Source organism: Kitasatospora sp. NPDC015121 (assembly GCF_055562955.1).
In genome coordinates this window covers 267,724-289,933 of sequence record NZ_JBVHEH010000012.1, presented here as the reverse complement: position 1 = coordinate 289,933, position 22,210 = coordinate 267,724, and the positions used below count along the sequence as shown (strand labels likewise).

At 73.7% G+C, this 22,210-nt stretch carries 18 protein-coding genes; 15 read left to right on the top strand and 3 right to left on the bottom strand.

Translation table 11 applies throughout. The features are described from left to right. The first annotated feature begins 107 nt into the window (after positions 1–107). Together hpf and ACZ3J7_RS20055 are read left to right on the top strand one after the other, a co-directional pair. Complete coding sequence (gene hpf / locus ACZ3J7_RS20060) at positions 108–800, top strand: ribosome hibernation-promoting factor, HPF/YfiA family (RefSeq protein WP_465622771.1); 693 nt, start codon at positions 108–110, stop codon at positions 798–800. A 181-nt stretch (positions 801–981) separates the two neighbouring features. Beyond that, positions 982–1,707: a response regulator gene (locus tag ACZ3J7_RS20055; RefSeq protein ID WP_465622769.1), complete on the top strand. Its 726-nt coding sequence runs from the start codon at positions 982–984 to the stop codon at positions 1,705–1,707. A gap of 43 nt (positions 1,708–1,750) precedes the next feature. On the opposite strand, the gene ACZ3J7_RS20050 is transcribed toward ACZ3J7_RS20055, so the two are convergent. After that, complete coding sequence (locus ACZ3J7_RS20050; RefSeq protein ID WP_465622767.1) at positions 1,751–2,965, bottom strand: winged helix-turn-helix domain-containing protein; 1,215 nt, start codon at positions 2,963–2,965, stop codon at positions 1,751–1,753. Positions 2,966–3,184: 219 nt separating this feature from the next. Here ACZ3J7_RS20050 and secA point away from each other — a divergent pair, with 219 nt between their 5' ends. After that, entirely contained in the window at positions 3,185–5,965 is a 2,781-nt protein-coding gene (secA, locus tag ACZ3J7_RS20045; protein WP_465622765.1) for a preprotein translocase subunit SecA, read from the top strand. A 71-nt stretch (positions 5,966–6,036) separates the two neighbouring features. Here the strand turns inward: secA and ACZ3J7_RS20040 are convergent, their stop codons facing one another. Continuing rightward, entirely contained in the window at positions 6,037–6,594 is a 558-nt protein-coding gene (locus tag ACZ3J7_RS20040) for an Rv3235 family protein (RefSeq protein WP_465622763.1), read from the bottom strand. A 355-nt stretch (positions 6,595–6,949) separates the two neighbouring features. Here ACZ3J7_RS20040 and ACZ3J7_RS20035 point away from each other — a divergent pair, with 355 nt between their 5' ends. Next, positions 6,950–7,459: a DUF6912 family protein gene (locus ACZ3J7_RS20035; protein ID WP_465622761.1), complete on the top strand. Its 510-nt coding sequence runs from the start codon at positions 6,950–6,952 to the stop codon at positions 7,457–7,459. Between the two features lie 55 nt (positions 7,460–7,514). Here the strand turns inward: ACZ3J7_RS20035 and ACZ3J7_RS20030 are convergent, their stop codons facing one another. Continuing rightward, complete coding sequence (locus ACZ3J7_RS20030) at positions 7,515–8,477, bottom strand: LuxR C-terminal-related transcriptional regulator (protein ID WP_465622760.1); 963 nt, start codon at positions 8,475–8,477, stop codon at positions 7,515–7,517. A gap of 405 nt (positions 8,478–8,882) precedes the next feature. Between ACZ3J7_RS20030 and ACZ3J7_RS20025 the strand changes: the two genes are divergently transcribed. From ACZ3J7_RS20025 to ACZ3J7_RS19975, 11 genes are all read left to right on the top strand, one after another. Further along, positions 8,883–9,635 (top strand): SDR family oxidoreductase, encoded by a 753-nt coding sequence (locus ACZ3J7_RS20025; RefSeq protein WP_465622758.1) that lies wholly within the window; start codon positions 8,883–8,885, stop codon positions 9,633–9,635. Between the two features lie 178 nt (positions 9,636–9,813). Further along, positions 9,814–11,955, top strand: a complete 2,142-nt coding sequence (locus ACZ3J7_RS20020; RefSeq protein ID WP_465622757.1) for an iron-containing redox enzyme family protein — start codon at positions 9,814–9,816, stop codon at positions 11,953–11,955. A 33-nt stretch (positions 11,956–11,988) separates the two neighbouring features. After that, complete coding sequence (locus ACZ3J7_RS20015; protein WP_465622754.1) at positions 11,989–13,830, top strand: carbamoyltransferase family protein; 1,842 nt, start codon at positions 11,989–11,991, stop codon at positions 13,828–13,830. Between the two features lie 36 nt (positions 13,831–13,866). Continuing rightward, a complete protein-coding gene (locus tag ACZ3J7_RS20010) occupies positions 13,867–14,010 on the top strand; it encodes a hypothetical protein (protein ID WP_465622752.1) in 144 nt (47 codons plus the stop codon). Between the two features lie 38 nt (positions 14,011–14,048). After that, entirely contained in the window at positions 14,049–15,044 is a 996-nt protein-coding gene (locus ACZ3J7_RS20005; RefSeq protein ID WP_465622750.1) for a TauD/TfdA family dioxygenase, read from the top strand. Between the two features lie 47 nt (positions 15,045–15,091). Continuing rightward, a complete protein-coding gene (locus ACZ3J7_RS20000) occupies positions 15,092–16,339 on the top strand; it encodes an ATP-grasp domain-containing protein (protein WP_465622747.1) in 1,248 nt (415 codons plus the stop codon). A gap of 109 nt (positions 16,340–16,448) precedes the next feature. Next, positions 16,449–17,729: an ATP-grasp domain-containing protein gene (locus ACZ3J7_RS19995; RefSeq protein WP_465622744.1), complete on the top strand. Its 1,281-nt coding sequence runs from the start codon at positions 16,449–16,451 to the stop codon at positions 17,727–17,729. A 23-nt stretch (positions 17,730–17,752) separates the two neighbouring features. Continuing rightward, entirely contained in the window at positions 17,753–18,376 is a 624-nt protein-coding gene (locus ACZ3J7_RS19990; protein WP_465622742.1) for a LysE family translocator, read from the top strand. Positions 18,377–18,423: 47 nt separating this feature from the next. Further along, positions 18,424–19,461, top strand: coding sequence for an Inducer of phenazine A (locus ACZ3J7_RS19985; protein WP_465622741.1), 1,038 nt, complete (start codon positions 18,424–18,426; stop codon positions 19,459–19,461). A 49-nt stretch (positions 19,462–19,510) separates the two neighbouring features. Beyond that, a complete protein-coding gene (locus tag ACZ3J7_RS19980; RefSeq protein ID WP_465622738.1) occupies positions 19,511–20,767 on the top strand; it encodes an ATP-grasp domain-containing protein in 1,257 nt (418 codons plus the stop codon). 32 nt (positions 20,768–20,799) lie between these two features. After that, a complete protein-coding gene (locus ACZ3J7_RS19975) occupies positions 20,800–22,071 on the top strand; it encodes an MFS transporter (RefSeq protein ID WP_465622734.1) in 1,272 nt (423 codons plus the stop codon). Positions 22,072–22,210: the final 139 nt, after the last annotated feature.

The window sequence follows — 22,210 nt, the reverse complement described above, 5'->3', positions numbered from 1 at the left end:
TCTCCGGGCGGTGCCCGGCGGGCGGCGGCGGCCGACTGGTCCGGCTGGGTCTCACGCCGGTTCGGGACGCACACCGAACCGGTCAGCACGAGGGATCGGAGTTCTGCGTGGACATCGTCGTCAAGGGCCGCAAGACCGAGGTGCCCAAGAGGTTCCGCGAGCACGTGGCCGAGAAGCTGGAGAAGGTCCAGAAGTTCGACACCAAGGCGATCAGCCTGGATGTCGAGGTGTCCAAGGAGCACAATCCGCGGCAGGCCGACCGTTCCGACCGGGTGGAGATCACCCTCCGCAGCCGGGGCCCGGTGATCCGGGCCGAGGCGTCCGCCAACGACCCGTGGGCGGCGCTGGACCTGGCCTCCGCGAAGCTGGAGGCGCAGCTGCGCAAGTCCGCGGACCGCCGCCGGGTGCACAAGGGCGGGACCAACGGGCGGACGCCGCTCAGCGTCTCCGCGGCGACCGCCGCGCTGGCCGACCTGCCCGCCACCGAGGCCGCCACGGGCGCCGACGGCGCGGCCCGCAAGACCGTCGCCGGGAACCTGGAGGTGGAGGGCGACGGGCCGCTGGTGGTCCGCGAGAAGACCCACGCCGCGGCCCCGATGTCGCTGGACCAGGCGCTGTACGCGATGGAGCTGGTCGGCCACGACTTCTACCTCTTCCAGGAGAAGGACAGCGGCCTGCCGAGCGTGGTCTACCGCCGGCACGGCTACCACTACGGCGTGATCCACCTGAAGGAGGACCCGGCCGCCGCGGGCGACGCCGCCGGCGCGGGCGGCGCGATCAACGGGCCGGACGAGGACTGACGGCGGCCCCGCCCCCGGGGCGGGGAGCCGGGTGACCCCGGCGGCCGGTGCGGCCGCCGGGGTCACCCGTGCGCGCGGGGTCACCCAGCCGGGCGGTTCGGCGCCGCAGGGTGACCGGGACGGGGCCGGGCCGTGGAATGATGGGCGCGTCGGACGTGACCTGAGGGCGGGGGAGGAGCGGATGGGGGAGCTTTCGCGCGAGGGCCGGGGGCCCGGGGACGGCGGCTTCCCGCCGGGCCGCGCGGAGCCGATCCGGGTGCTGGTGGTGGACGACCACGCGCTGTTCCGCCGGGGCCTGGAGATCGTGCTGGCGGAGGAGCAGGACATCCGGGTGATCGGCGAGGCGGGCGACGGCGCGGAGGCCGTGCTGAAGGCCGCCGACCTGCTGCCGGACATCATCCTGATGGACGTCCGGATGCCCCGGCGCAGCGGCATCGAGGCGTGCACCGCGATCAAGGACGTGGTGCCCAGCGCCAAGATCATCATGCTGACGATCAGCGACGAGGAGGCCGACCTCTACGAGGCGATCAAGGCGGGGGCCACCGGCTACCTGCTGAAGGAGATCTCCACCGACGAGGTGGCCACCGCGATCCGCGCGGTGGCCGACGGGCAGTCGCAGATCAGCCCCTCGATGGCGGCCAAGCTGCTGACCGAGTTCAAGTCGATGATCCAGCGCCGCTCGGACGACCGGGAGCTGCTGCCCGCGCCCCGGCTGACCGACCGGGAGCTGGAGGTGCTCAAGCTGGTGGCCACCGGGATGAACAACCGGGAGATCGCCAAGGAGCTGTTCATCAGCGAGAACACCGTGAAGAACCACGTGCGCAACATCCTGGAGAAGCTGCAGCTGCACTCCAGGATGGAGGCCGTGGTCTACGCCATGCGTGAGAAGATCCTCGAAATAGGCTGAACGCGGGCCGGGCGCGGCCGACGGACGCCCCCGGCCGGGCGGTTCAGGCCAGCAGCCGCTCCAGCTCCGGCCGCAGCGACTCGTCCGCCAGCCGTTCCACCCGGACGGCGTCGCAGCCCGTCCACCCGGCGGCCTCGCGCAGCGCCTCGGCCAGCGCCGGGACGAACCTCGGCCCGTCCAGCGAGACCTGGCGGGCCACCAGGGTCCGGCCCTCGCGGGCCGGGTCGACCCGGCCGACCAGCCGGCCGGCGGCGAGCAGCGGCATCGCGAAGTAGCCGTGCACCCGCTTGTGCTTGGGGGTGTAGGCCTCCAGCCGGTGGGTCATGCCGAAGATCCGCTCGGTGCGGGCGCGGTCCCAGACCAGCGAGTCGAACGGGGAGAGCAGGGTGGTGCGGTGCCGGCCCCGCGGCTCGGCGGCGAGCGCCGCCGGGTCGGCCCAGGCCGGGGCGCCCCAGCCCTCGACCTCGACCGGGACCAGGCCCGAGCCGGGGAGCGCGGCGTCCAACTGGGCGCCCTTGAGGCGGTGGTAGTCCTGCAGGTCGGCCCGGGTGGCGACGCCGAGCGCGGCCCCGGCCCGGGCCACCAGCGCGGTCAGGCACTCGGCGTCGGACGGCTCGCGCCCGAACAGCTCGGCCGGGACGGCCCGTTCGGCCAGGTCGTAGACCCGCTTCCAGCCGCGCCGCTCGGTCACCACCACGTCGCCGAAGGCCAGCGCCCGCTCGACGGCGATCTTGGTGTCGGACCAGTCCCACCACTCGGCGGTCCGCTTGGCGCCGCCGAGCCCGGTGGAGGTCAGCGGGCCCTCGGCGCGCAGCCGGTCGACCACCGCGGCGTAGGCCCCGGGGGAGACCGGGTGGCCCCAGACCCGGCCCTTGTCCCGGTACGCGCGGCGGCGGAAGGCGAACAGCGGCCAGTCCTCCATCGGCAGCACGCAGGCCGCGTGCGACCAGTACTCGAAGGCGGTGCCGTGCCCCCAGTACGCCTGCTCGACCGGGCGGCGGCCGACCGCGCCGAGCCGGGCGTACGGCACCAGCTCGTGCGAGCGGGCCAGCACCGAGATGGTGTCCAACTGGACGGCGCCGAGCCGCCGCAGGACGCCCGCCGCACCGGCCCGGCGGTCGGGGGAGCCGAGCAGGCCCTGGGCGCGCAGCGCGAGCCGGCGGGCGTGGTCGGCGGTGATCCGGGCGACGGGCGCGGGGGCCGCGGCGGGGGTGCCGGCAGGCGTGCCGGTGAGGGTCTCGGCAGGGGTCTGGGCCATGGGGCGAGGCTAGGCCAGGGTACTGACAACCGGCCGTCGGCGAACCGCTTTGACCGTTTGGCCCCGGCATCGGGGGATGTGCTCCCAGGGGTGACACAGGAATAGCGTGCTGACGGACCTCCCGGCCGCTCGGAGTCCTCGCATACGATGGCCCGTACGGTGGGGTGCACTCCCCACCGGCAGTCATCCAGAGCCGAATGAGGCAAGGAGCCCGCTCACGTGTCCGTCTTCGACAAGATCCTGCGCGCAGGCGAGGGCAAGATCCTCCGCAAGCTGCAGCGGATTGCCGCCCAGGTCAACTCGATCGAAGAGGACTTCGTCAACCTCACCGACGAAGAGCTGCGCGCGCTGACCGACGAGTACAAGTCCCGCCTGGCCGACGGCGAGAGCCTCGACGACATCCTCCCCGAGGCGTTCGCGACGGTCCGCGAGGCCGCCAAGCGCGTCCTGGGCCAGCGCCACTACGACGTCCAGATCATGGGCGGCGCCGCCCTGCACCACGGCCACGTCGCCGAGATGCGCACCGGCGAGGGCAAGACCCTGGTCGGCACCCTGCCCGCGTACCTGAACGCGCTGACCGGCAAGGGCGTGCACCTGATCACCGTCAACGACTACCTCGCCGAGCGCGACTCGGAGTGGATGGGCCGGGTGCACCGCTTCCTCGGCCTGGAGGTCGGCGTGATCCTGGCGAACATGTCGCCGGCCGAGCGCAAGCGCCAGTACGGGATGGACATCACGTACGGCACCAACAACGAGTTCGGCTTCGACTACCTGCGCGACAACATGGCCTGGTCGCAGGACGAACTGGTGCAGCGCGGCCACAACTTCGCGATCGTCGACGAGGTCGACTCGATCCTGATCGACGAGGCCCGCACCCCGCTGATCATCTCCGGTCCGGCCGACCAGGCCACCAAGTGGTACAACGACTTCGCCAAGCTGGTGCAGCGCCTCAAGATCGACCGCGACTACGAGGTCGACGAGAAGAAGCGCACCGTCGGCATCCTGGAGGAGGGCGTCGGCCGGGTCGAGGACTACCTGGGCATCGACAACCTCTACGAGTCGGTGAACACCCCGCTGGTCGGCTTCCTGAACAACGCCATCAAGGCCAAGGAGCTCTACAAGGCGGACAAGGACTACGTCGTCATCAACGGCGAGGTCATGATCGTCGACGAGCACACCGGCCGCATCCTGGCCGGCCGCCGCTACAACGAGGGCATGCACCAGGCGATCGAGGCCAAGGAGGGCGTCGAGGTCCAGAACGAGAACCAGACGCTGGCCACCATCACCCTGCAGAACTTCTTCCGCCTCTACGACAAGCTGTCCGGCATGACCGGCACCGGCACCACCGAGGCGGCCGAGTTCCACCAGATCTACAAGCTCGGCGTCGTCCCGATCCCGACCAACAAGAGCCCGAAGCGGATCGACCAGCCCGACCTGATCTACAAGTCGGAGCCGGCCAAGTTCGCCGCCGTGGTCGAGGACATCGCCGAGCGGCACGAGAAGGGCCAGCCGGTCCTGGTCGGCACCGTCTCGGTCGAGAAGTCCGAGTACCTGTCGCAGGAGCTGCGCAAGCGCGGCATCCCGCACGAGGTGCTGAACGCCAAGCACCACGAGCGCGAGGCGCAGATCGTCGCGCAGGCCGGCCGCAAGGGCGCCGTCACCGTCGCCACCAACATGGCCGGCCGCGGCACCGACATCATGCTCGGCGGCAACTCCGAGCACCTGGCCGCCGCCGAGCTGGCCCAGCGCGGCATCACTCCCGAGGAGACCCCGGAGGAGTACGAGGCCCAGTTCCCGGAGGCGCTGGAGAAGGCCAAGCTCGCGGTCAAGGCGGAGCAGGAGGAGGTGCAGGAGATCGGCGGCCTGTACGTCCTGGGCACCGAGCGGCACGAGTCCCGCCGGATCGACAACCAGCTGCGCGGCCGCTCCGGCCGCCAGGGCGACCCGGGCGAGTCCCGGTTCTACCTCTCGCTGGGCGACGACCTGATGCGCCTGTTCAAGGCCGGCATGGTCGAGCGCGTGCTGTCGATGGCGAACGTCCCCGAGGACGTGCCGATCGAGTCGAAGATGGTCACCCGGGCCATCGCCTCCGCGCAGACCCAGGTCGAGCAGCAGAACTTCGAGATCCGCAAGAACGTCCTCAAGTACGACGAGGTCCTCAACCGCCAGCGCGAGGTCATCTACGGCGAGCGCCGCCGCGTCCTGGAGGGCGAGGACCTGCAGGAGCAGGTCGGCCACTTCATGGACGACACCGTCGCCGCGTACGTCAACGCCGCCACCGGCGAGGGCTTCGAGGACGACTGGGACCTCGACAAGCTGTGGACCGCGCTCAAGCAGCTCTACCCGGTCTCGATCGACCTGGACGAGCTGGAGGAGGAGGCCGCGGACAGCGGCGGCCTGACCCCCGAGTTCCTCACCAAGGCCATCCAGGAGGACATCGCCGCCGCGTACGGCCGCCGCGAGGACCAGCTCGGCGAGCAGATCATGCGCGAGCTGGAGCGCCGGGTCGTCCTGTCGGTGCTGGACCGCCGCTGGCGCGAGCACCTGTACGAGATGGACTACCTGCAGGAGGGCATCGCGCTGCGCGCCTACGCCCAGCGCGACCCGCTGGTCGAGTACCAGCGCGAGGGCTTCGACCTGTTCTCCGCGATGATGGAGGGCATCAAGGAGGAGTCCGTCGGCTACCTGTTCAACCTGGAGGTCCAGGTCGAGCAGCAGGTCGAGGAGGTCCCGGTGCCGGACGACGAGCAGGTGCTGCTCGACAAGCTGGAGAAGGACGCCGCCGTCCCGGCCGCCCGCCCGGAGATCCGCGCCAAGGGCCTGGAGGCCCCCGAGCGCAAGAAGCTCCACTACACCGCGCCGTCCGACGAGATCGGCGGCGGCGTGATCGAGGGCGACTTCGACGAGGACGGGCTGGTCGGCGAGGGCGACGGCCTGACCCGCGCCGAGCGCCGCAAGGCCGCCAAGGCGGCGAAGGGCGGTCGGCGCCGCAAGGCCTGACCGCGCTCCTGACGACGGCGGGGTGCCGCTCCCACGGGGGGCGGCGCCCCGCCGCGGCGTTCCCCGGGCGCTCATCCGGTCTCCACGGCCGCGCACTGCCACTGGCCGGTCCGGCCGTGCCGCTCCAGCCGGAACGCCAGCAGGTGGTGCCGGGGCCCCAGCTCGACCCGCACGCAGGCCTCCACCGCGCCCGGGCCCGGCGCGCAGTCGTGCACCCGGCCCAGCCTCGGCCGCAGCACCCGGCCGCGCGGGCGCAGCGAGCCCGTCCGCACCAGCGCCGCGAGCTGGTGGAAGCCCGGCAGCGTGGTGTGCCGCTGCAACTGGTGCACCGGGCGCTCCCCGCACAGCACCTCGACCAGCCGGTGCGCGAACCGGCCCGCGAGCTCGGCGTGCCCGGTGCTGCCCGGCGCGGCCGTCCGGGGCCGGTGGGCCGGCGGGCGGACGCCGTCGCAGGCCGCGCGCGGGCTGCGGGCCGGGCGCGCGGGCCGCAGCTGCGGGGGCAGCTGCCCGGCGGCCGGGCGCGCCGGCTCGGCCGGGTGCGGGTGGCGGGCCGGGCGGCGGTCGCCGGGGAGGGGCCGGACCAGCGGGTGGATCCGGGGGCCGGGCGTCCGGGTGGGCTGCTCGGTCATCAGGGCCCTTTCGACGGGGGAGGCGGGGGCGGGGGAAGAGGGGGTGGGGACGGCAGTGCTGTCGGGGCCTTTGCTACCGGGTGGGCCGGGGCCGCTCCAAGGGGGTTTCCCGGGTTCCGGCGGCCGCCGGAAGTCCACCCGTACGGGTGGCGGGCCGGTGGCCGCAACGGCGCCGCCGCCGGGGCCGGGCGCGGGAGTTGACGGCGGGGCGGTGCCGGAGGGGCCCGTAGGGGGACGCGGGCGGTGACCTGATCGGCGCACGGGCCCGGCGGCGGGGAGCGCGCGTGCGGGCGGGCCGGGCGGGCTGCGTATTCTTGAGCCGTCGCACAGTGAGTCCGTCAGAAGGGTGCCCCCGATGCGCGTGTACGTGCCCACCACGTTGAAGGACCTGGCGGTGGCGCACCCGGAGGGCGTCCTGGAGCAGAGCGTCGCCTACGCGGTGACGCCCGCGCTGCGCGAGTGGTACGTCAGCGACGACCTGGAGGAACTGGAGTACGCGGCCCTGAACCGGGCGGCGCTCTCCTCGGTCCGGCTGCTGGCCGCCGATCCGGAGGCGCCGCGCCGCCGGGTGGTGCTGGCCGTCGAGGTCGCCGACTCGGCGGTGAGCCGCTTCCCCGGTGACGAGTACCAGGACCAGGCCTCGCTCGGCCGGGTGGTGCTGGCCGGTCCGGTCCGGCTGGCCAAGGCCGCCGCGGTGCACGCCGACGACACCGACCCGGACGTGCTGGCCGACGTGGCCGCCGCGGTCGGCGCGATCGCCGCCGCCGACGGGGGTGACCAGGACGCGCAGTTCACGGTGGACGGCGCGGAGGACCACGACCTGCTGTGGTTCGCGATCCAGGAGATCCCGGGCCTGATCGCCTGACCCGGCCGGCAGGGGGACCCCGCCCCGGCGGGGTCTTCGGCGTTCCGGGCCCGGGTCAGCCGTCCGCCGCGTCCGGCAGCGCGTCGGTTCCGGCGTCCCGCACCGGGTCGACGACGCCCCGGACGGCGAGCAGGTAGCCGAGCTCGGTGCGGCTGCGGCTGCCGGTGGCGTCGGAGGCGCGCTTCACGTGGTTGGCCACCGAGCGCAGGCTGATGCCCAGCCGGCTCGCGATGGCCTTGTCGGGCACGCCGTTGACCAGCAGGCGCAGCACGGCGTGGTGGATCTTGTCGGACAGCACCTCCGCCCCGGTCTCCTGGAGCATGGTCATCGGCCGGGACCGCTCCCACTCCAGCTCGAAGGAGCGGACCAGGTAGCGCACGATGCCGGGGTGCCGGATCGCCAGGGCCTCGATGCTGCGGTCGCGCACGCTGGGGATGAACGCGATGGCGCGGTCGCAGACGATCAGCCGCTCGAACAGCTCGTCGGAGGTGCGGACCTCGGCGCCCGCCGCGCCGACCTGCTCCACGTACGCCAGGGTGGGCCCGTGGGTGCGGACGGAGTGCTGGTAGAGCGTCCGCTGGCGCACGCCGCGGGCGGCCAGTTGCAGGTCGCGGGGGAGGGCCTCGGCGAGTAGGGCGGGGGCGCGGCCGCCGCCGGGCTGCATGGTGAGCAGTTCGTCGGTGCAGGCGCTGACCGCCTGCTCCAGGGCGGTGCTGATGACGTCGGCGCCGATCAGGCGGTGGACCAGCGAGTCCTCCTGGCGGGCCTCCAGGTAGACGCCCTCCAGGTGGGAGATCGACACCCGCATGGCCGCCAGGCGGTGCTGGTGCTCCAGGATCGCGCGCTCGACGGGCTGGGTGAGGCCGAAGGCTGCGACGTCCGGCGGGACGGGGACCAGCGCGCCGGTCTCCGGGGAGCGGCGGAGCAGGCCCCACTCCAGGACGCAGCGCGGCACGTCGTCCGGGGCGGGCCGCCCGCGCAGGACCTCGCGGTAGGTGTTCAGGCCGCGTTCGCACATCTCCGGGTGTCCGTTTGGTCCTGCATTCTCGTTCTTTTCGCACATATGCGCTCCCTGCATCTTCGTGCACTGCAGGTAGATCCTGCCAGCCCCCCCTGTCTGCCGTGCGACCGGGCTGGAAAGCTCTTCCTGACGAACTCCGGAGCCCAATTTCCTGGACGGGTGCAGACATGAACGCTGTTCGCGGAAAATCCACCTCCCGGCGAAAGCCGGCGGTGCGGACGGCCGGTCTGGGAGTCATTCTCCTGGCCGTTCTCCCCGCTCTCGCCCCCGCGGGTCCCGCGGCGGCGGAAAACGTGCGCGCCCAGGCCCCGGCCCGGGTCGCCGCGAGCCCCCTCGGGGACTCCGCCTGGGGCTGACCCGGGCCGCCCCTCCCCTTCCACCCACTCCCCAGAAGGACACACGATGACCCGCACCGCGGTGGTCACTGGCGCCAGCAGCGGAATCGGAAAGGCCACCGCGCGGCGGCTGGCCGAGGACGGCTACCACGTCGTCCTGGTCGCCCGCCGGGCCGACCGGCTGGCCGAGGTCGCCCGGGAGACCGGCGGCACGGCGGTGGTCTGCGACGTCACCGACCCGGAGGCGGTCCGCGCCGCGTTCGCCGACCTGCCGGGCTGCGACCTGCTGGTCAACGTCGCGGGCGGGGCGCTGGGCGCCGAACCGGTCGCCGAGGCCACCGGGGCCGACTGGCAGCGGATGTTCGCGGTGAACGTGCTGGGCACCCTGCACGTCACCCGCACCCTGCTGCCGCTGCTGCGCGCCTCGGGCGAGGGCGCCGCCATCGTCACCGTCACCTCGACCGCCGCGTTCGTGAACTACGAGGGCGGGGCCGGCTACAGCGTCGCCAAGCACGGCGAGCACGCGCTGGCCGAGACCCTGCGGCTGGAGCTGTGCGGCACCCCGATCCGGGTGGTGGAGATCGCCCCCGGGATGGTGCACACCGAGGAGTTCGCCCTCAACCGCTTCGGCGGCGACGCGGCGAAGGCCGCCGCCGTCTACGCCGGCGTCGACCGGCCGCTCGCCGCCGAGGACGTCGCCGCCTGCGTGGCGCTCGCCGTGGCGCTGCCCCCGCACGTCAACGTCGACCACCTGGTGGTCCGGCCGGTCGCCCAGGCCGCCCAGCACAAGACCCACCGGGGTCCGATCTTCTCCGCCTGAAAAGCGCGGCGAAAAACCCACCGACGATCCAGCTGAAAGGCTCGGGTGATCAGCCATGTCCCTGTGGCGGAAATTCGTGGAGAAACTCTTCGGGCGCAAGCGCCGGAAGAAGAACGACGCCTCCATCTACCCCATGTTCTGACCGTTTCCTTCGGAGCGGCGGAAAGGAATTCCGAAGGTGCACACCACCTCCCCCACCGCACGCCTCGTGTTCGCCCGGGCGTGCGCCCCCGAGAGCCTGCTGCCCGGCGACTCGCTGCGGGACGAACTGCGGGCCGAACTGGCCCGGTCCGCGGCGCCGGCCCGGCCCGGTGCGGGCCTCGACGGCCTGCGCGCCGAGGCCGCGCGCTGGGCCGACGAGGAGCGCGGGCGCTTCACCGCGCTGCTCGACCGGGCCGCCACCGACACCGACCGGGACGCCCTGGTGCGGCGGGCCGCGCTCTCCTGCGCGCCGCTGTCCCTGCTCTCGGGGGCGTGGCTGCAGTGGCTCAGCGCGCCCGGAAACGCCGAGCGGCTGCCCGCCCTGCGGGTGCTCAACCTGTACGCGGCCGACCTCGGCGCCGGGCACCCGCACGCCTCGCGCGGCGCGGCGTACCTCGCCCTGCTGCAGCGCCTGGAGCTGGCCGAGCACGCCGTCCCCGCGGCGCGGCTCGCCCAGGACCAGCGGATCGACGAGGACGCGTTCGGCGTGCCCGCGCTGCTGCTGGCGCTGGGTCGGCGGCCGGAGGACTTCGGACCGGAGATCGTCGGCGCCGACCTGTGCCTGCGCGGCGTCGGCCTGCCGCCGGCGCTCGCCGCGGTCCGCCGGGCCCACCCGCACCTGACGGACTGGGAGGCGGTCGACCCGGCCACGGCCCGCCGGGCCGACGAGCCGACCGGCCTCCGGCTGGCGCTGGACGCCGCCGAGGCCTTCGACGGCGCGACCGACCCGCGGGTGGCCGACGGCTTCCGCTGGGCGCTGGGCGCGCTGCGGGGCTGGAGCGCGCGCCTGCACCACCTGGTGGAGGACGCCCTCGACCCGGTGCACGCGATGGCCGAACTGATGCGGCAGCGGGCCCGCGAGGGCTCCGTCTACCACCACGAGTTCGCCATGGAGGGCAGGTCGCTCTCGCTCTGGCTCACCGAGTGCCGGACCGACCCGCTGCCGTTCCTGGACGTCCTGGCCCGCAGCCGGATGGTCAAGCCGGGCCGCTCGGAGGCGAGTTCGCTGGTCAACGGGCTGGTGGGCGAGCGCGGGCCGATGTTCCGGGTCTTCTCGCCCGAGGACCTGGCGGTGGTCCGCCGCTGGATCGACTCGCTGCCGCCGCGCGCGGACCCCGCGCCCGACCGGGACGCGGAGCCGGCGCCGCGCCCGGCCGCCCCGCCGGCCGCGCCCGCCCCGGTGCTGCCGTCCTTCCCCGGCTCCCCCTCCGGCGCGGACCGGGCGCCCGCGGACCTCCGCGAGGCGTACTGGCTGCTGCTGCGCCGAGACACCACCCCGGCCGCGCACGACTGGGCGCACCGCTACGCCCGCGGCTGGCTGGCCCGCTCCGGGCACGGCCTGGACCGCGCGGAGACCCGCCTGCCGGCGGCCTGGCCGGACGAGGGCATGCGCCCGTGGCTGTCGGCCCAGCACGACCGGCACGGCGCCGAGTTCGAGGAGGGGCGCGAGATCCCCGTCCCCACCCGGGAGGAACTCGTCGACTCCACCGTGCAGTTGGCTCCGCTGACGCTGATCGACGGCGCCTGGCTGCAGGGGTTCACCGAGTACGAGGACGCCGGCTCGGAGGTCGGCTTCTCGCTCTTCGAGACCTACTGGGACGAACTCGGCAACGGCGAACCGAGGTTGAACCACCCGCTGATCTACCGCCAGGTGCTGGCGGAGATGGGCCGGCAGGTGCCGCCCACCGACTCCCGGGAGTTCTCCCGGTGGCCGGGGTTCCGGGACGAGTCCTTCGAACTGCCCGTGTACTGGCTGTCCGTCGGCCGCTTCCCGCACACGTTCCGGCCGGAGATCCTCGGCCTGAACCTGGCGATGGAGCTGTCCGGGGTCGGCGGCTCGTACCGCAGGGCCCGCATCGCGCTCAAGACGCACGGGTTCAGCACCCGCTTCGTCGACCTGCACAACACCATCGACAACGTCTCCACCGGGCACTCGGCCTGGGCGGCGGACGCCGTGGACGCCCACATGGCCACCGTGCCGGCCACCCGCCGGGCCGAGGAGTGGGCCCGGGTCCGCACCGGCTACCGGTCGCTGACCCCGCCCTCCGGTTTCCGGGCCCGCCAGGCCCAGCGGCGGGCCCGGCTCGCCGCCCCGCCCGTGGCCGTGCCCGCCCCCTGACAACGCCGTACGCGTGAAGGAGCTTCGACCCCCATGCCCGACCTGGTTCTTGGGCTCTCCGCCTACTACCACGACAGTGCCGCCGCCCTGGTCTCCGGCGGTGTCCCGCTGGCCGCCGCGCAGGAGGAGCGGTTCAGCCGCGTCCGCCACGACCCCGGCTTCCCCGCGCAGGCGGTCGCGTACTGCCTGCGGGAGGCGGGCGCCACCCTCGACGACGTCTCCGCCGTCGCCTACTACGAGGACCCCGCGCTGAAGTACCGGCGGGTGCTCTCCACCTTCGCCGCCTCCGCGCCCCGCTCCTACGGCGCCTTCAGCCGCACCCTGCCGGAGTGGCTGGGCTGGAAGCGGGACACCCTCGGCGAGGTCCGCCGCCAGTTGGAGGGGCTCGGCCTCGGCCGGGTGCCCGAGGTGGTGGCGCGCCGCCACCACGAGTCGCACGCCGCCTCGGCGTTCTTCCCCAGCCCGTACGAGTCGGCCGCGGTGCTCTGCGTCGACGGCGTCGGCGAGTGGGCCACCACCACGCTCTGGCACGGCCGCGGCAACGGCCTCGACGCGCTGGCGGAGATCCGCTTCCCGCACTCGCTCGGCCTGCTGTACTCGGCGTTCACGTACTTCTGCGGGTTCAAGGTCGACTCCGGCGAGTACAAGCTGATGGGCCTCGCCCCCTACGGCGAGCCGCGCTACGAGCAGCTGATCCGCGAGCGGCTGATCGACGTCAAGCCGGACGGCTCGTTCCGCCTCGACATGCGGTACTTCGCCTACCTGCGCGGCGAGGTGATGACCGGCCGGGGCTTCGAGCAGCTCTTCGGCGGCCCCCGGCGAATGCCCGAGAGCCCGCTGACCGAGCGGGAGTTCGACCTCGCCGCGTCCGTCCAGAAGGTCACCGAGGACGTGGTGCTGAAGCTGGCCCGGACGGCCCGGGAGCGCACCGGCGAGTCCCGGCTGTGCCTGGCCGGCGGCGTCGCGCTGAACTGCGTGGCCAACGGGAAGGTGATCCAGGACGGGATCTTCGACGAGGTGTGGATCCAGCCCGCCGCGGGGGACGCCGGCGGTGCGCTCGGCGCCGCGCTGGCCGTCGCCCACGAGCGGGGCGCGGACCGCCCGCACCTGGGCACCGGCCGCGACGCGATGAGCGGTTCGCTGCTCGGCCCGGCCTACGACGACGAGGAGATCGCCGCCTACCTGGAGCGCGAGCGGATCCCGCACGAGCGGCTCGCCCCCGAGGTGCTGGCCGCGCGGGTCGCCGAGGTGCTGGCCGAGGAGAAGATCGTCGGCTGGTTCCAGGGGCGGATGGAGTTCGGCCCCCGGGCGCTCGGCGCACGCTCGATCATCGGCGACGCGCGGTCCCCGAAGATGCAGTCCGACATGAACCTCAAGATCAAGTTCCGGGAGTCGTTCCGGCCGTTCGCGCCCTCCGTCCTGGAGTCCGACACCAAGGACTACTTCGACCTGCCGCAGGAGAGCCCATACATGCTGGTGGTCGCGCCGGTGGCGCAGGCCCGGCTCATCCCGGACGCGGACGCCGCCTCGGCCGGGGTCAGCGGCCTGGACCTGCTGAAGGTGCCGCGCTCCACCATCCCCGCGGTCACCCACGTGGACCGCTCCGCCCGGGTGCAGACCGTGTCGGCCCACAACAACGCCCCCTACCACCGGCTGCTGACCGCGTTCAAGGAGGCGACCGGCTGCCCGGTGCTCGTCAACACGTCCTTCAACGTGCGGGGCGAGCCGATCGTGAACACCCCGGCCGACGCCTACACCTGCTTCATGCGCACCGACATCGACTACCTCGCCCTGGGGTCGTTCCTGCTCGGCAAGGCCGACCAGCCGCAGTGGCAGGAGGACGTCGACTGGCGCGAGGCCATCCCGCTCGACTGAGCCCCCCACCCGCGACGCGCCACGAGAGACGGACCCGTGAAGAAACTCCTGCTGTTCCTCGCCTACTTCCTGATCGTCACGCCGGTCGGCGCCGCCCAACGGCTGCTGGGCGACCCGATGACCCGCCGCATCCGCAAGGACGCGAACTCCTACTGGGCGGTAGCTCCTGTCCGCAGGTGAGCCGTCGACACCGACTTCGACCCGACCGGAATGACACCATGACTGAATCCCTCCTCGCAGAACCGGGCGCCGAGGTCGCCGCGGACGTCCTGCGGATCACCCACCACCGTCTCGACGACGGGGTCCGCGACGTCATCGCCAAGGAGATCGCGGAGCGGACCTCCGCCTCCGTCCTCGACTCGGACGACAACCAGGCGATCCTGTCCGGCATCGGGGCGCACGTGCTCCGCCGCCACCTGCCGGGCCAGGTCCTCGACGCCCTCGACGCCTTCCGCGTCGACGGCCGCCACGTCCTCAAGCTGAGCAACCTCCCCACCCAGCACTTCCCGCCGACCCCGGTCCACGGCTACGGCGACGAGCCCGCCCTCTCGCTGGTCAACGCCCTGCACTTCGGGCTGGTCAAGCTGCTCGGGATGACCCCGTACGCGGTGGCCTACGAGAACCGGGGACGGCTCATCCGCAACGTCGTGCCGAACCCGGAGGCGGCCGGCGCGACCAGCTCCTGGGGCGCCGACTCCGAGTTCTTCTGGCACACCGACAACCCGCACCTGCCCTTCGGGGAGCCCGGGACCGACCCGCGCGGCTACGTGCCCCGCTACCTGACCTTCTACACCGTCCGCAACGAGGAGCGGGTGCCCACCGAGGTCGCCGCGGTCGACGAGGTCGTCCGGCACCTCGACCCGACCCTGCTGCGGGCCCTCGAACGCCCCGGGTTCGTGGTCGGCGCGCCCGACTCCAACGACTTCCCGGACGCGCCCGAACTCCTGGACGGCACCGCGCTGTTCGACCGCGACGAGGCCGGGCGCAACCGGGCCCGCTACGACGCGGGCACCACCCGCGGCACCGACGCGGCCACCGAGGAGCAGGTCCGCGCCTTCCACGCCGCCCTGGGCCTGGTCCACGGAGCCGCCTTCACCCTGGAGACCGGCGACTTCCTGGTCTTCGACAACTACCGGGTGGTCCACCGCCGGCGCGCCTTCGCCCCGGCCCCGGCCCCGACCGCCCGCTGGCTGCGCCGCTGCTACGCGAGCTAGCCGACCACCCCGCCCGCAGTCCCCAACCCCCTGAAGGAGAAGCAGAGATGTTCCGCATCGCAGTCGTCGGTGGTCGCCCCGCCCCCATCGCCGGAGCCAGGGAACTCGGCATCGACGTGGTCCTGGTCCACGAGGAGGGCGCCTACGACCCGGCCATCGGCGTGCACTGCGAGCGCATCGTGCACGCGCCGATCACCGACGGCCCGGCGATCCTCGACGTCCTCAAGCCGCTGCACGACGAGCGCCCGTTCGACCGGGTCATCACCACCACCGAGTTCGCCGGCGAGTCGACCGGCTTCGTGGTCGACGCGCTCGGCCTGCCCGGCGTCACCGAGGCCACCGCCCGCGCCCTGAAGGACAAGGCGCTCACCCGCGAACTGCTCGACAAGCACGACCTCAGCCCGGTCCGCTACCGGACGGTCCGCTCCGCCGAGGAGGCCGCCGCGTTCGCCGCCGAACTCGCCGACCGGATCGTGCTCAAGCCCGCCGACGGCGTCGCCAGCCTGCACATCCACCCGGCCGCCACCCCCGAGGAGGCCGCCGCCGCCTTCGACCGGCTGGCCGCCGACGGCGTCACCTCGGTGATCGCCGAGGAGTTCCTGGAGGGCCCGGTCGTCTCGGTCGACTCCTTCTCCTTCGAGGGCCGGCACGTGCCGATCGGCTACTCCGAGTACCGGATGAACGACCGGTTCGTCGAATGGGAGGTCTCCACCCCCAGCCGCTACGCCACCCCGCACCTGACCGAGCTGCGCGAGCTGACCGTCCGGCTGCTGGACGCCGTCGGCCTCACCGAGGGCCCCTCGCACAGCGAGTTCGTGCTCACCCCGAAGGGCCCCCGGGTCCTGGAGTCGCACGCCCGGCTGGCTGGCAGCGGCGCCCCCGAACTGGTCCGCCGCGCCTTCGGCTGCGACCTCAACCGGTGGTTCCTCACCGTGCCGCTCGGCATCGACACCCTGCCCGCGACCTCCCCCGACCCGATCGGCGGCGCGGCCGTGCGCTTCTTCACCCCCGAGCCCGGCACCATCGAGGCCATCGAGATCGACGCCGACCTCGACATCGAGCTGCGCCGCCAGCCGGAGGGCGAGACCCCGCAGGTCTTCCTGCCGCACCTGGACGAGTTCGCCCCGCTGGAGGTCGCCGCCTTCCTCGCGAAGAACCCCGGCGAGCGGGTCCCGCCGCTGAACACCGTCATGGACTGCGTCTCCGGCTACGTCATCGCCTCCGGCACCGACGCGGACGACGCGGTGGCCAAGTGCGACGCGGTCAACGAGCGGATCCACTTCCGCACCGTCTGACCCGGCCCCCGGCCGCGGGTGGCCGGACCCCCTCCGGCCACCCGCCCGCCCCGCCCTGCCCGTCCCGCCCTGCCCCCCGCCCCTGCGAAGGCCCCGAGATCGGAGAGCCGTGACCGCCCTCCTCCCGCACATCCTCGTCATCCACCGCTGGCGGGACCACCACGCCCGCTACGAGGACTACATCGACCACCGCACCCACCACGTCACCTACGTGACGACCGGCCTCGGGCGCGAGTCGGTCCCGGCGGCCGCCGCCGGCACCGTCACCGTCCGGGCCACCGACGACCCGGCCGAGGTGCGCACGGCCGCGGACACGCTGTCCGTCCGCTTCGGCACCCCGGACCTGGTGGTCGCGCTCAACGAGGGCGACCTGGAGACCGCGGCCCGGCTGCGCGCCGAGCTGGGCTGCCCGGGCCAGGACGCGGCCGCGCTCGCGCCGTTCCGCGACAAGCTGGTCATGGTGCGGGCCGTCGCCGCCGCCGGGCTGCGCACCCCGGAGTCCGCCGACGCCCCCGACGCGGCCGAGGTCAAGGAGTTCGCCCAGACCCACGGCTGGCCGCTGATCGTCAAGCCCCGGCGCGGCACCGCGAGCCGCGGCGTGCTCCGGCTCGACTCCGCGGACGACCTGCCCGCGCTGGAGGGCCTGGAGCCGGAGGACCGGATCGTCCAGACGTACTGCGGCGACGCCATCTACCACGTCGACGGGCTGTGGACCGGCAGCGCGCTGGGCCCGTGGCGGGCCTCCCGGTACGTCAACACCTGCGCCGGGTTCGGCGCGGGCACCGCGCTCGGCTCGGTCGAGGAGGACGACCCCGAACTGCTCGGCCCGATCGGCGAGTTCACCGCCGCCGCGGCCGAGGCCCTGGGCGGCGACCGGCCCTGGGTGTTCCACCTGGAGCTGTTCGTCGGCCCGGCGGACGGGGACGGCGCCGTCCGGGTCACCTTCCTGGAGGCCGGCTGGCGGGTGGGCGGCGCGGAGATCCCGTTCGTCTGGCGGGAGGTGCACGGCGTCGACCTGATGGCCGCGGCCGCCGCCGTCCAGCTCGGCCGCGCCCCCGAACTCCCGGAGCCCGCGCCGAGGCCGGCCGGCCGGGTCGGCGGCTGGCTGCTGGTCTCCTCGCCCGTCCCGGCGCCGTGCACGGTCACCGCCGTGCACGGCGCCGACCGGGCGCAGGAGCTGGCCTACGCCCAGGTCGTCCCGGAACCCGGCTACGCGATGCCGCGGATCGGCGGCTACGAGCACGTCGGCGCCCGGTTCCGGTTCCGCGGCGCGAGCACGGCGGAGGTCCGCGACGCGGTCGTCGCCACCGCCGCCCTGGTCCGACTGGAGTGCGTCCCCGACCGGGACGGCGAACCGAGGTCCCGGGCCGCCCGCGGCCTGGACCGCTGACGGCGACGGAAGGGAACGCACCGATGGTCAGCGCAGGCTCCGTGGCCGGCATCGCCCTGGTGGCGCTCGGACTGGTCCTCACCCCCGGCCCCAACATGGTCTACCTGGTCTCCCGGTCGATCGTGCAGGGCCGCCGGGCCGGGCTGTTCTCGCTGCTCGGCGTCGCGGCCGGCTTCTTCGTCTACCTCCTCGCCGCCGTCACCGGCATCGCGGCGCTCTTCACCCTGGTGCCGAGCGTCTACACGGCGGTCAAGTACGCGGGCGCGCTCTACCTCGCCTACCTCGCCTTCAACACCCTGCGGCCGGGCGGCACCAACGCCTTCGACCCCAAGCCGCTCCCGCCCGACCCGCCGCTGCGGCTCTTCACGATGGGCCTGGTCACCAACCTGCTCAACCCGAAGATCGCGATCCTCTACATCTCGGTGCTCCCGCAGTTCGTGGACACCGCGCGCGGCTCGGTCGCCGCGCAGAGCCTCGTCCTCGGGCTGGTCCAGATCTCCATCGCGGTCACCGTCAACGGACTGATCGCGTTCGGCGCCGGGGCGATCGCGGCCTTCCTGAAGGGCCGCCCCCGCTGGCTGCGGATCCAGCGCCTCGTGATGGGCACCACCCTGGCCGCGATCGCGGTCCGGGTCGCGACCGCCTGAACCCCGCCCCCTCCCGACACCCCGACCCACCCAAGGACCCGCATCCCATGGCACTGCACCGCGACGAACTCACCCCCCAGCTCCAGGAGTACGCCCGCTTCGACGACCGGGGCGAGGCCCGCTACCTGCCCTACCTGATGTACTTCCACCGGGCCGACTACCGCTCCGAGGTGATCAACACCGACCGGGCCGGCTTCCGGATCTCGCACGGCCCGGACGGCGCGACCGCCTCCGCCGCCGGGAACGTCCCGGCGAACGGCCCGGTGCGGATCATCACCGGCAGCTCCACCGTCATGGGCATCGGCGCCACCACCGACGCCGCCACCCTGGCCTCCCGGCTGTGGACCGAGCACGCGCCCGCCGCGCCCTGGCTGAACTTCGGCGGCCGCTGCTACAACTCCACCCAGGAACTGCTGCTCTTCACGCTCCACCGGCACCTGCTCCCCGAGATCGACGAGGTCGTGGTCTTCTCCGGCCTCAACGACCTGACGGTCGGCCGGCTGCCCGAGTGGCAGCAGGGCGACCACGGCGCGTTCTGGTTCTGCGGCGAGTACTACGAGAAGATGGAGGAGCTCCGCGCCGAGAACCGCAAGGCCAACAAGCGCGGCGGGTTCCTCTCTGGCGGCGGCCGCCGCCCCACCATCTCCACCCACGACGACGTCCGCCGCGACGTCCCGCGGGTGATCGAGTCCGCGGCCGAGCTGACGCTGCGCCACCTGGAGACCTGGAAGCTCCTCGCCCCCACCGCCCGGATCACCTACGTGCTCCAGCCGATGGCCCTGTGGATGCGCGAGCGGCACGCCCCCCAGGAGCAGCTGCTCTTCGACGAGATCGACCGGATCTCCAAGCTCGGCACCTGGGAGGCGCTGTACGGGGACATCTCCACCCCGGCCGTCGCCCGCGCCTTCGCCGAGCGGCTGGGCGAGGGCTGCGAGAAGCGCGGCATCCGCTTCCTCGACCTGAACCCGGTGGTGGCCGGGGCCGTCACCGAACAGGACTGGGTCTACGTCGACCGCGCCCACTACACCGACCACGGCTACGACCTGGTCGCGAGGATCCTGGCCGAGCAGCTCGACCTGTCCTGAGCCCCCGCCACCACCCCGCACCAGAACGAGAACGAGAACTGAGGACACCGTGACCGGAACATTCCGCGTGGCCTGGGTCGGCGGCCGGCCCGCCCCCATCGCCGGCGCCAAGGAGCTGGGCATCGACGTGGTGCTCGTCCACGAGGAGGGCCTGTACGAGCCGTCCATCGCGCAGCACTGCGAGCGGATCGTGCACGCGCCGATCACCGACGGCGCCGCGATCCTGGAGGTGCTGCGGCCGCTGCACGCCGAGCGGCCCTTCGACCGGGTGCTGACCACCTCCGAGCCGGCCGGCACCGCGGTCGGCCGGGTGGTGGACGCGCTCGGCCTCACCGGCGTCGGCGAGGCCACCGCCCGCACCCTCAAGGACAAGTCGCTGACCCGGCGGGCCCTGGACCGGCACGGCCTGAGCCCGGTCGCGCACCGGGTGGTGGCCGGCCCGGCCGAGGCCCTCGCCTTCCTGGCCGAGGTCGGCGGCCCGATCGTCCTCAAGCCGGTGGACGGGGCGGCCAGCCGCCACGTCCACCGCGCCGCCGACGCCGACGGGGTCGCGGCCGCCTGGCGGGCGATGGCCGCCGACGGGCTGACCGCCGCGCTCGCCGAGGAGTACCTGGAGGGCCCGGTCGTCTCGGTCGACTCGTTCTCCTTCGCGGGCCGGCACGTGCCGATCGGCTGCTCCGAGTACCAGGTCAACGAGCGGCACGTCGAGTGGGCGGTCTCCACGCCGAGCCGGGTCGCCGCCCCGCACTGGGACGCGCTGCGCGAGCTGACCGTCCGGCTGCTGGACGCCGTCGGCCTGGTAGAGGGCCCCTCGCACAGCGAGTTCGTGCTCACTCCGAAGGGCCCCCGGGTCCTGGAGTCGCACGCCCGGCTCGGCGGCCACGCCCTGCCGGAACTCGTCCGCCGCGCCTACGGCCCGGACCTGGCCCGGATGATGCTGACCGTGCCGCTCGGCATCGAGGAGCTGCCGCAGGCCTCGCCCGAGCCGGTCGGCGGCGCCGCCATCCGGTTCTTCACCCCCGCCCCCGGCGTGATCCGCGAGATCACCGTCGACGCCGACAACCCGGCCCTGGTCAAGCGCCTGGCCCCCGGCGAACTGGAGGGCGTCTACCTCCCGCTGCTGGCCGAGCTCTGCGCCCTGGAGGTCGGCGCGGTCGTCGCCAAGAACCCCGGCGACGTGGTGCCCCCGCTCCACACCCTCGCCGACTGCAGCTCCGGCTACGTGCTGGCCGGCGGGCGGGACGCGGCCGAGGCCGAGGCGCTCTGCCTGGAGACCGAGCAGAAGATCCACTTCCGCACCGCCTGACCCCGACCCCCCCGCAGCGAAGGACCCCCGTCATGACCACCACCGCCGCCGGCCCGGAACGGCGGGAGGGCGCCCCACCGGCCGCCTCCGCGTTCGGCGTCCGGGCGTTCCGCTACGTCTTCGCCGCCTCCGCGGCCAGCACCCTGGGCACCCAGATCAGCTACCTGGCCGTCCCGCTGCTCGCCGTGACGGAGCTCGACGCCTCGCCCGGCCAGGTCAGCGCGCTGGCCGCGCTCGGCACCGCCGCCTTCCTGCTGGTCGGCCTGCCCGCCGGGGCCTGGACCGACCGGATGCGCAAGCGGCGGCTGCAGATCACGGCGGACCTGGTCCGGGCCCTGCTGTTCGGCTCGGTGCCGGCGGCCTGGGCGCTGGACGCGCTCACCATCGGGCAGCTGTACGCGGTGGTGCTGCTCTCCGGGCTCGCCACGGTCTTCTTCGACGTCGCCAACCAGAGCTTCCTGCCGCACGTGGTCGGCCGCGACCTGCTCGGCGAGGCCAACGCCAGGCTGGTCGCCATGCAGGCGGTCAACCAGGTCGCCGGACGCAGCGCCGGCGGCTACCTGGTGCAGCTGCTCACCGCGCCGGCGGCGGTCGCCGTCAACGCGGTCACCTACCTGTGGTCGGCGCTCTGCCTGCTCCGGGTCCGGACCCCCGAGCCGAAGCCGGAGCGCCGCCCGGACACCCACCTGGGCCGCGAGATCCTGGAGGGCACCCGCTTCGTCCTCGGCCACCCCATGCTGCGCCCGCTGGCGCTCGACGGGGCGCTCACCAACATGGCCCTGCAGATGATCGTGACCGTGCTGCCGGTGCTCTTCGTCCGCGAGCTGGGCCTGTCGGAGTTCGCGTTCGGCACCTTCCTCGCGATGGCCGGGCTCGGCGTCTTCCTCGGCTCGCTGGCGGCCCGGCCGATCAGCCGGCGGCTCGGCGCCGGGCGGAGCATGTGGCTGGTCGGGCTGTGCGTCGCGCCCGCCGGGTTCGTCCTGCCGCTGCTGGACCGCGGGCCGGCGCTGTGGGCCGCGGGCGCCGCCTACCTGCTGATGACGTTCAAGGTCGGCACCGACAACGTCGTCAAGGTCACCTTCCGCCAGCAGGCCACGCCCGTCCACCTGCTCGGCCGGATGAACGCCACCTTCCGGTTCCTGCTGACCGGCTCGCTGGCGATCGGCTCGGTGCTCAGCGGCGTGCTGGGCGAGACGGTGGGGATCCGCGCGGTGCTGTGGACGGGGGCGGTCCTGCTCTCGCTGAGCTGGACGCTGGTCTTCTTCTCCCCGCACCGCCGGTCCGGCGCGCCGCTGCCGTCCTGACCGCCGGCCCCTCCGGCCGCCGACCGGCCCCTCCGGCCCGCCCGGCCGCCGACCGGCCCGACCCCCGCTCCGCAGGCCGGAGCGGGGGTCGCTGCGTCTGCAAGTTCATGCGTTTGCAAGTTCCTGCGTGTGCAACTAT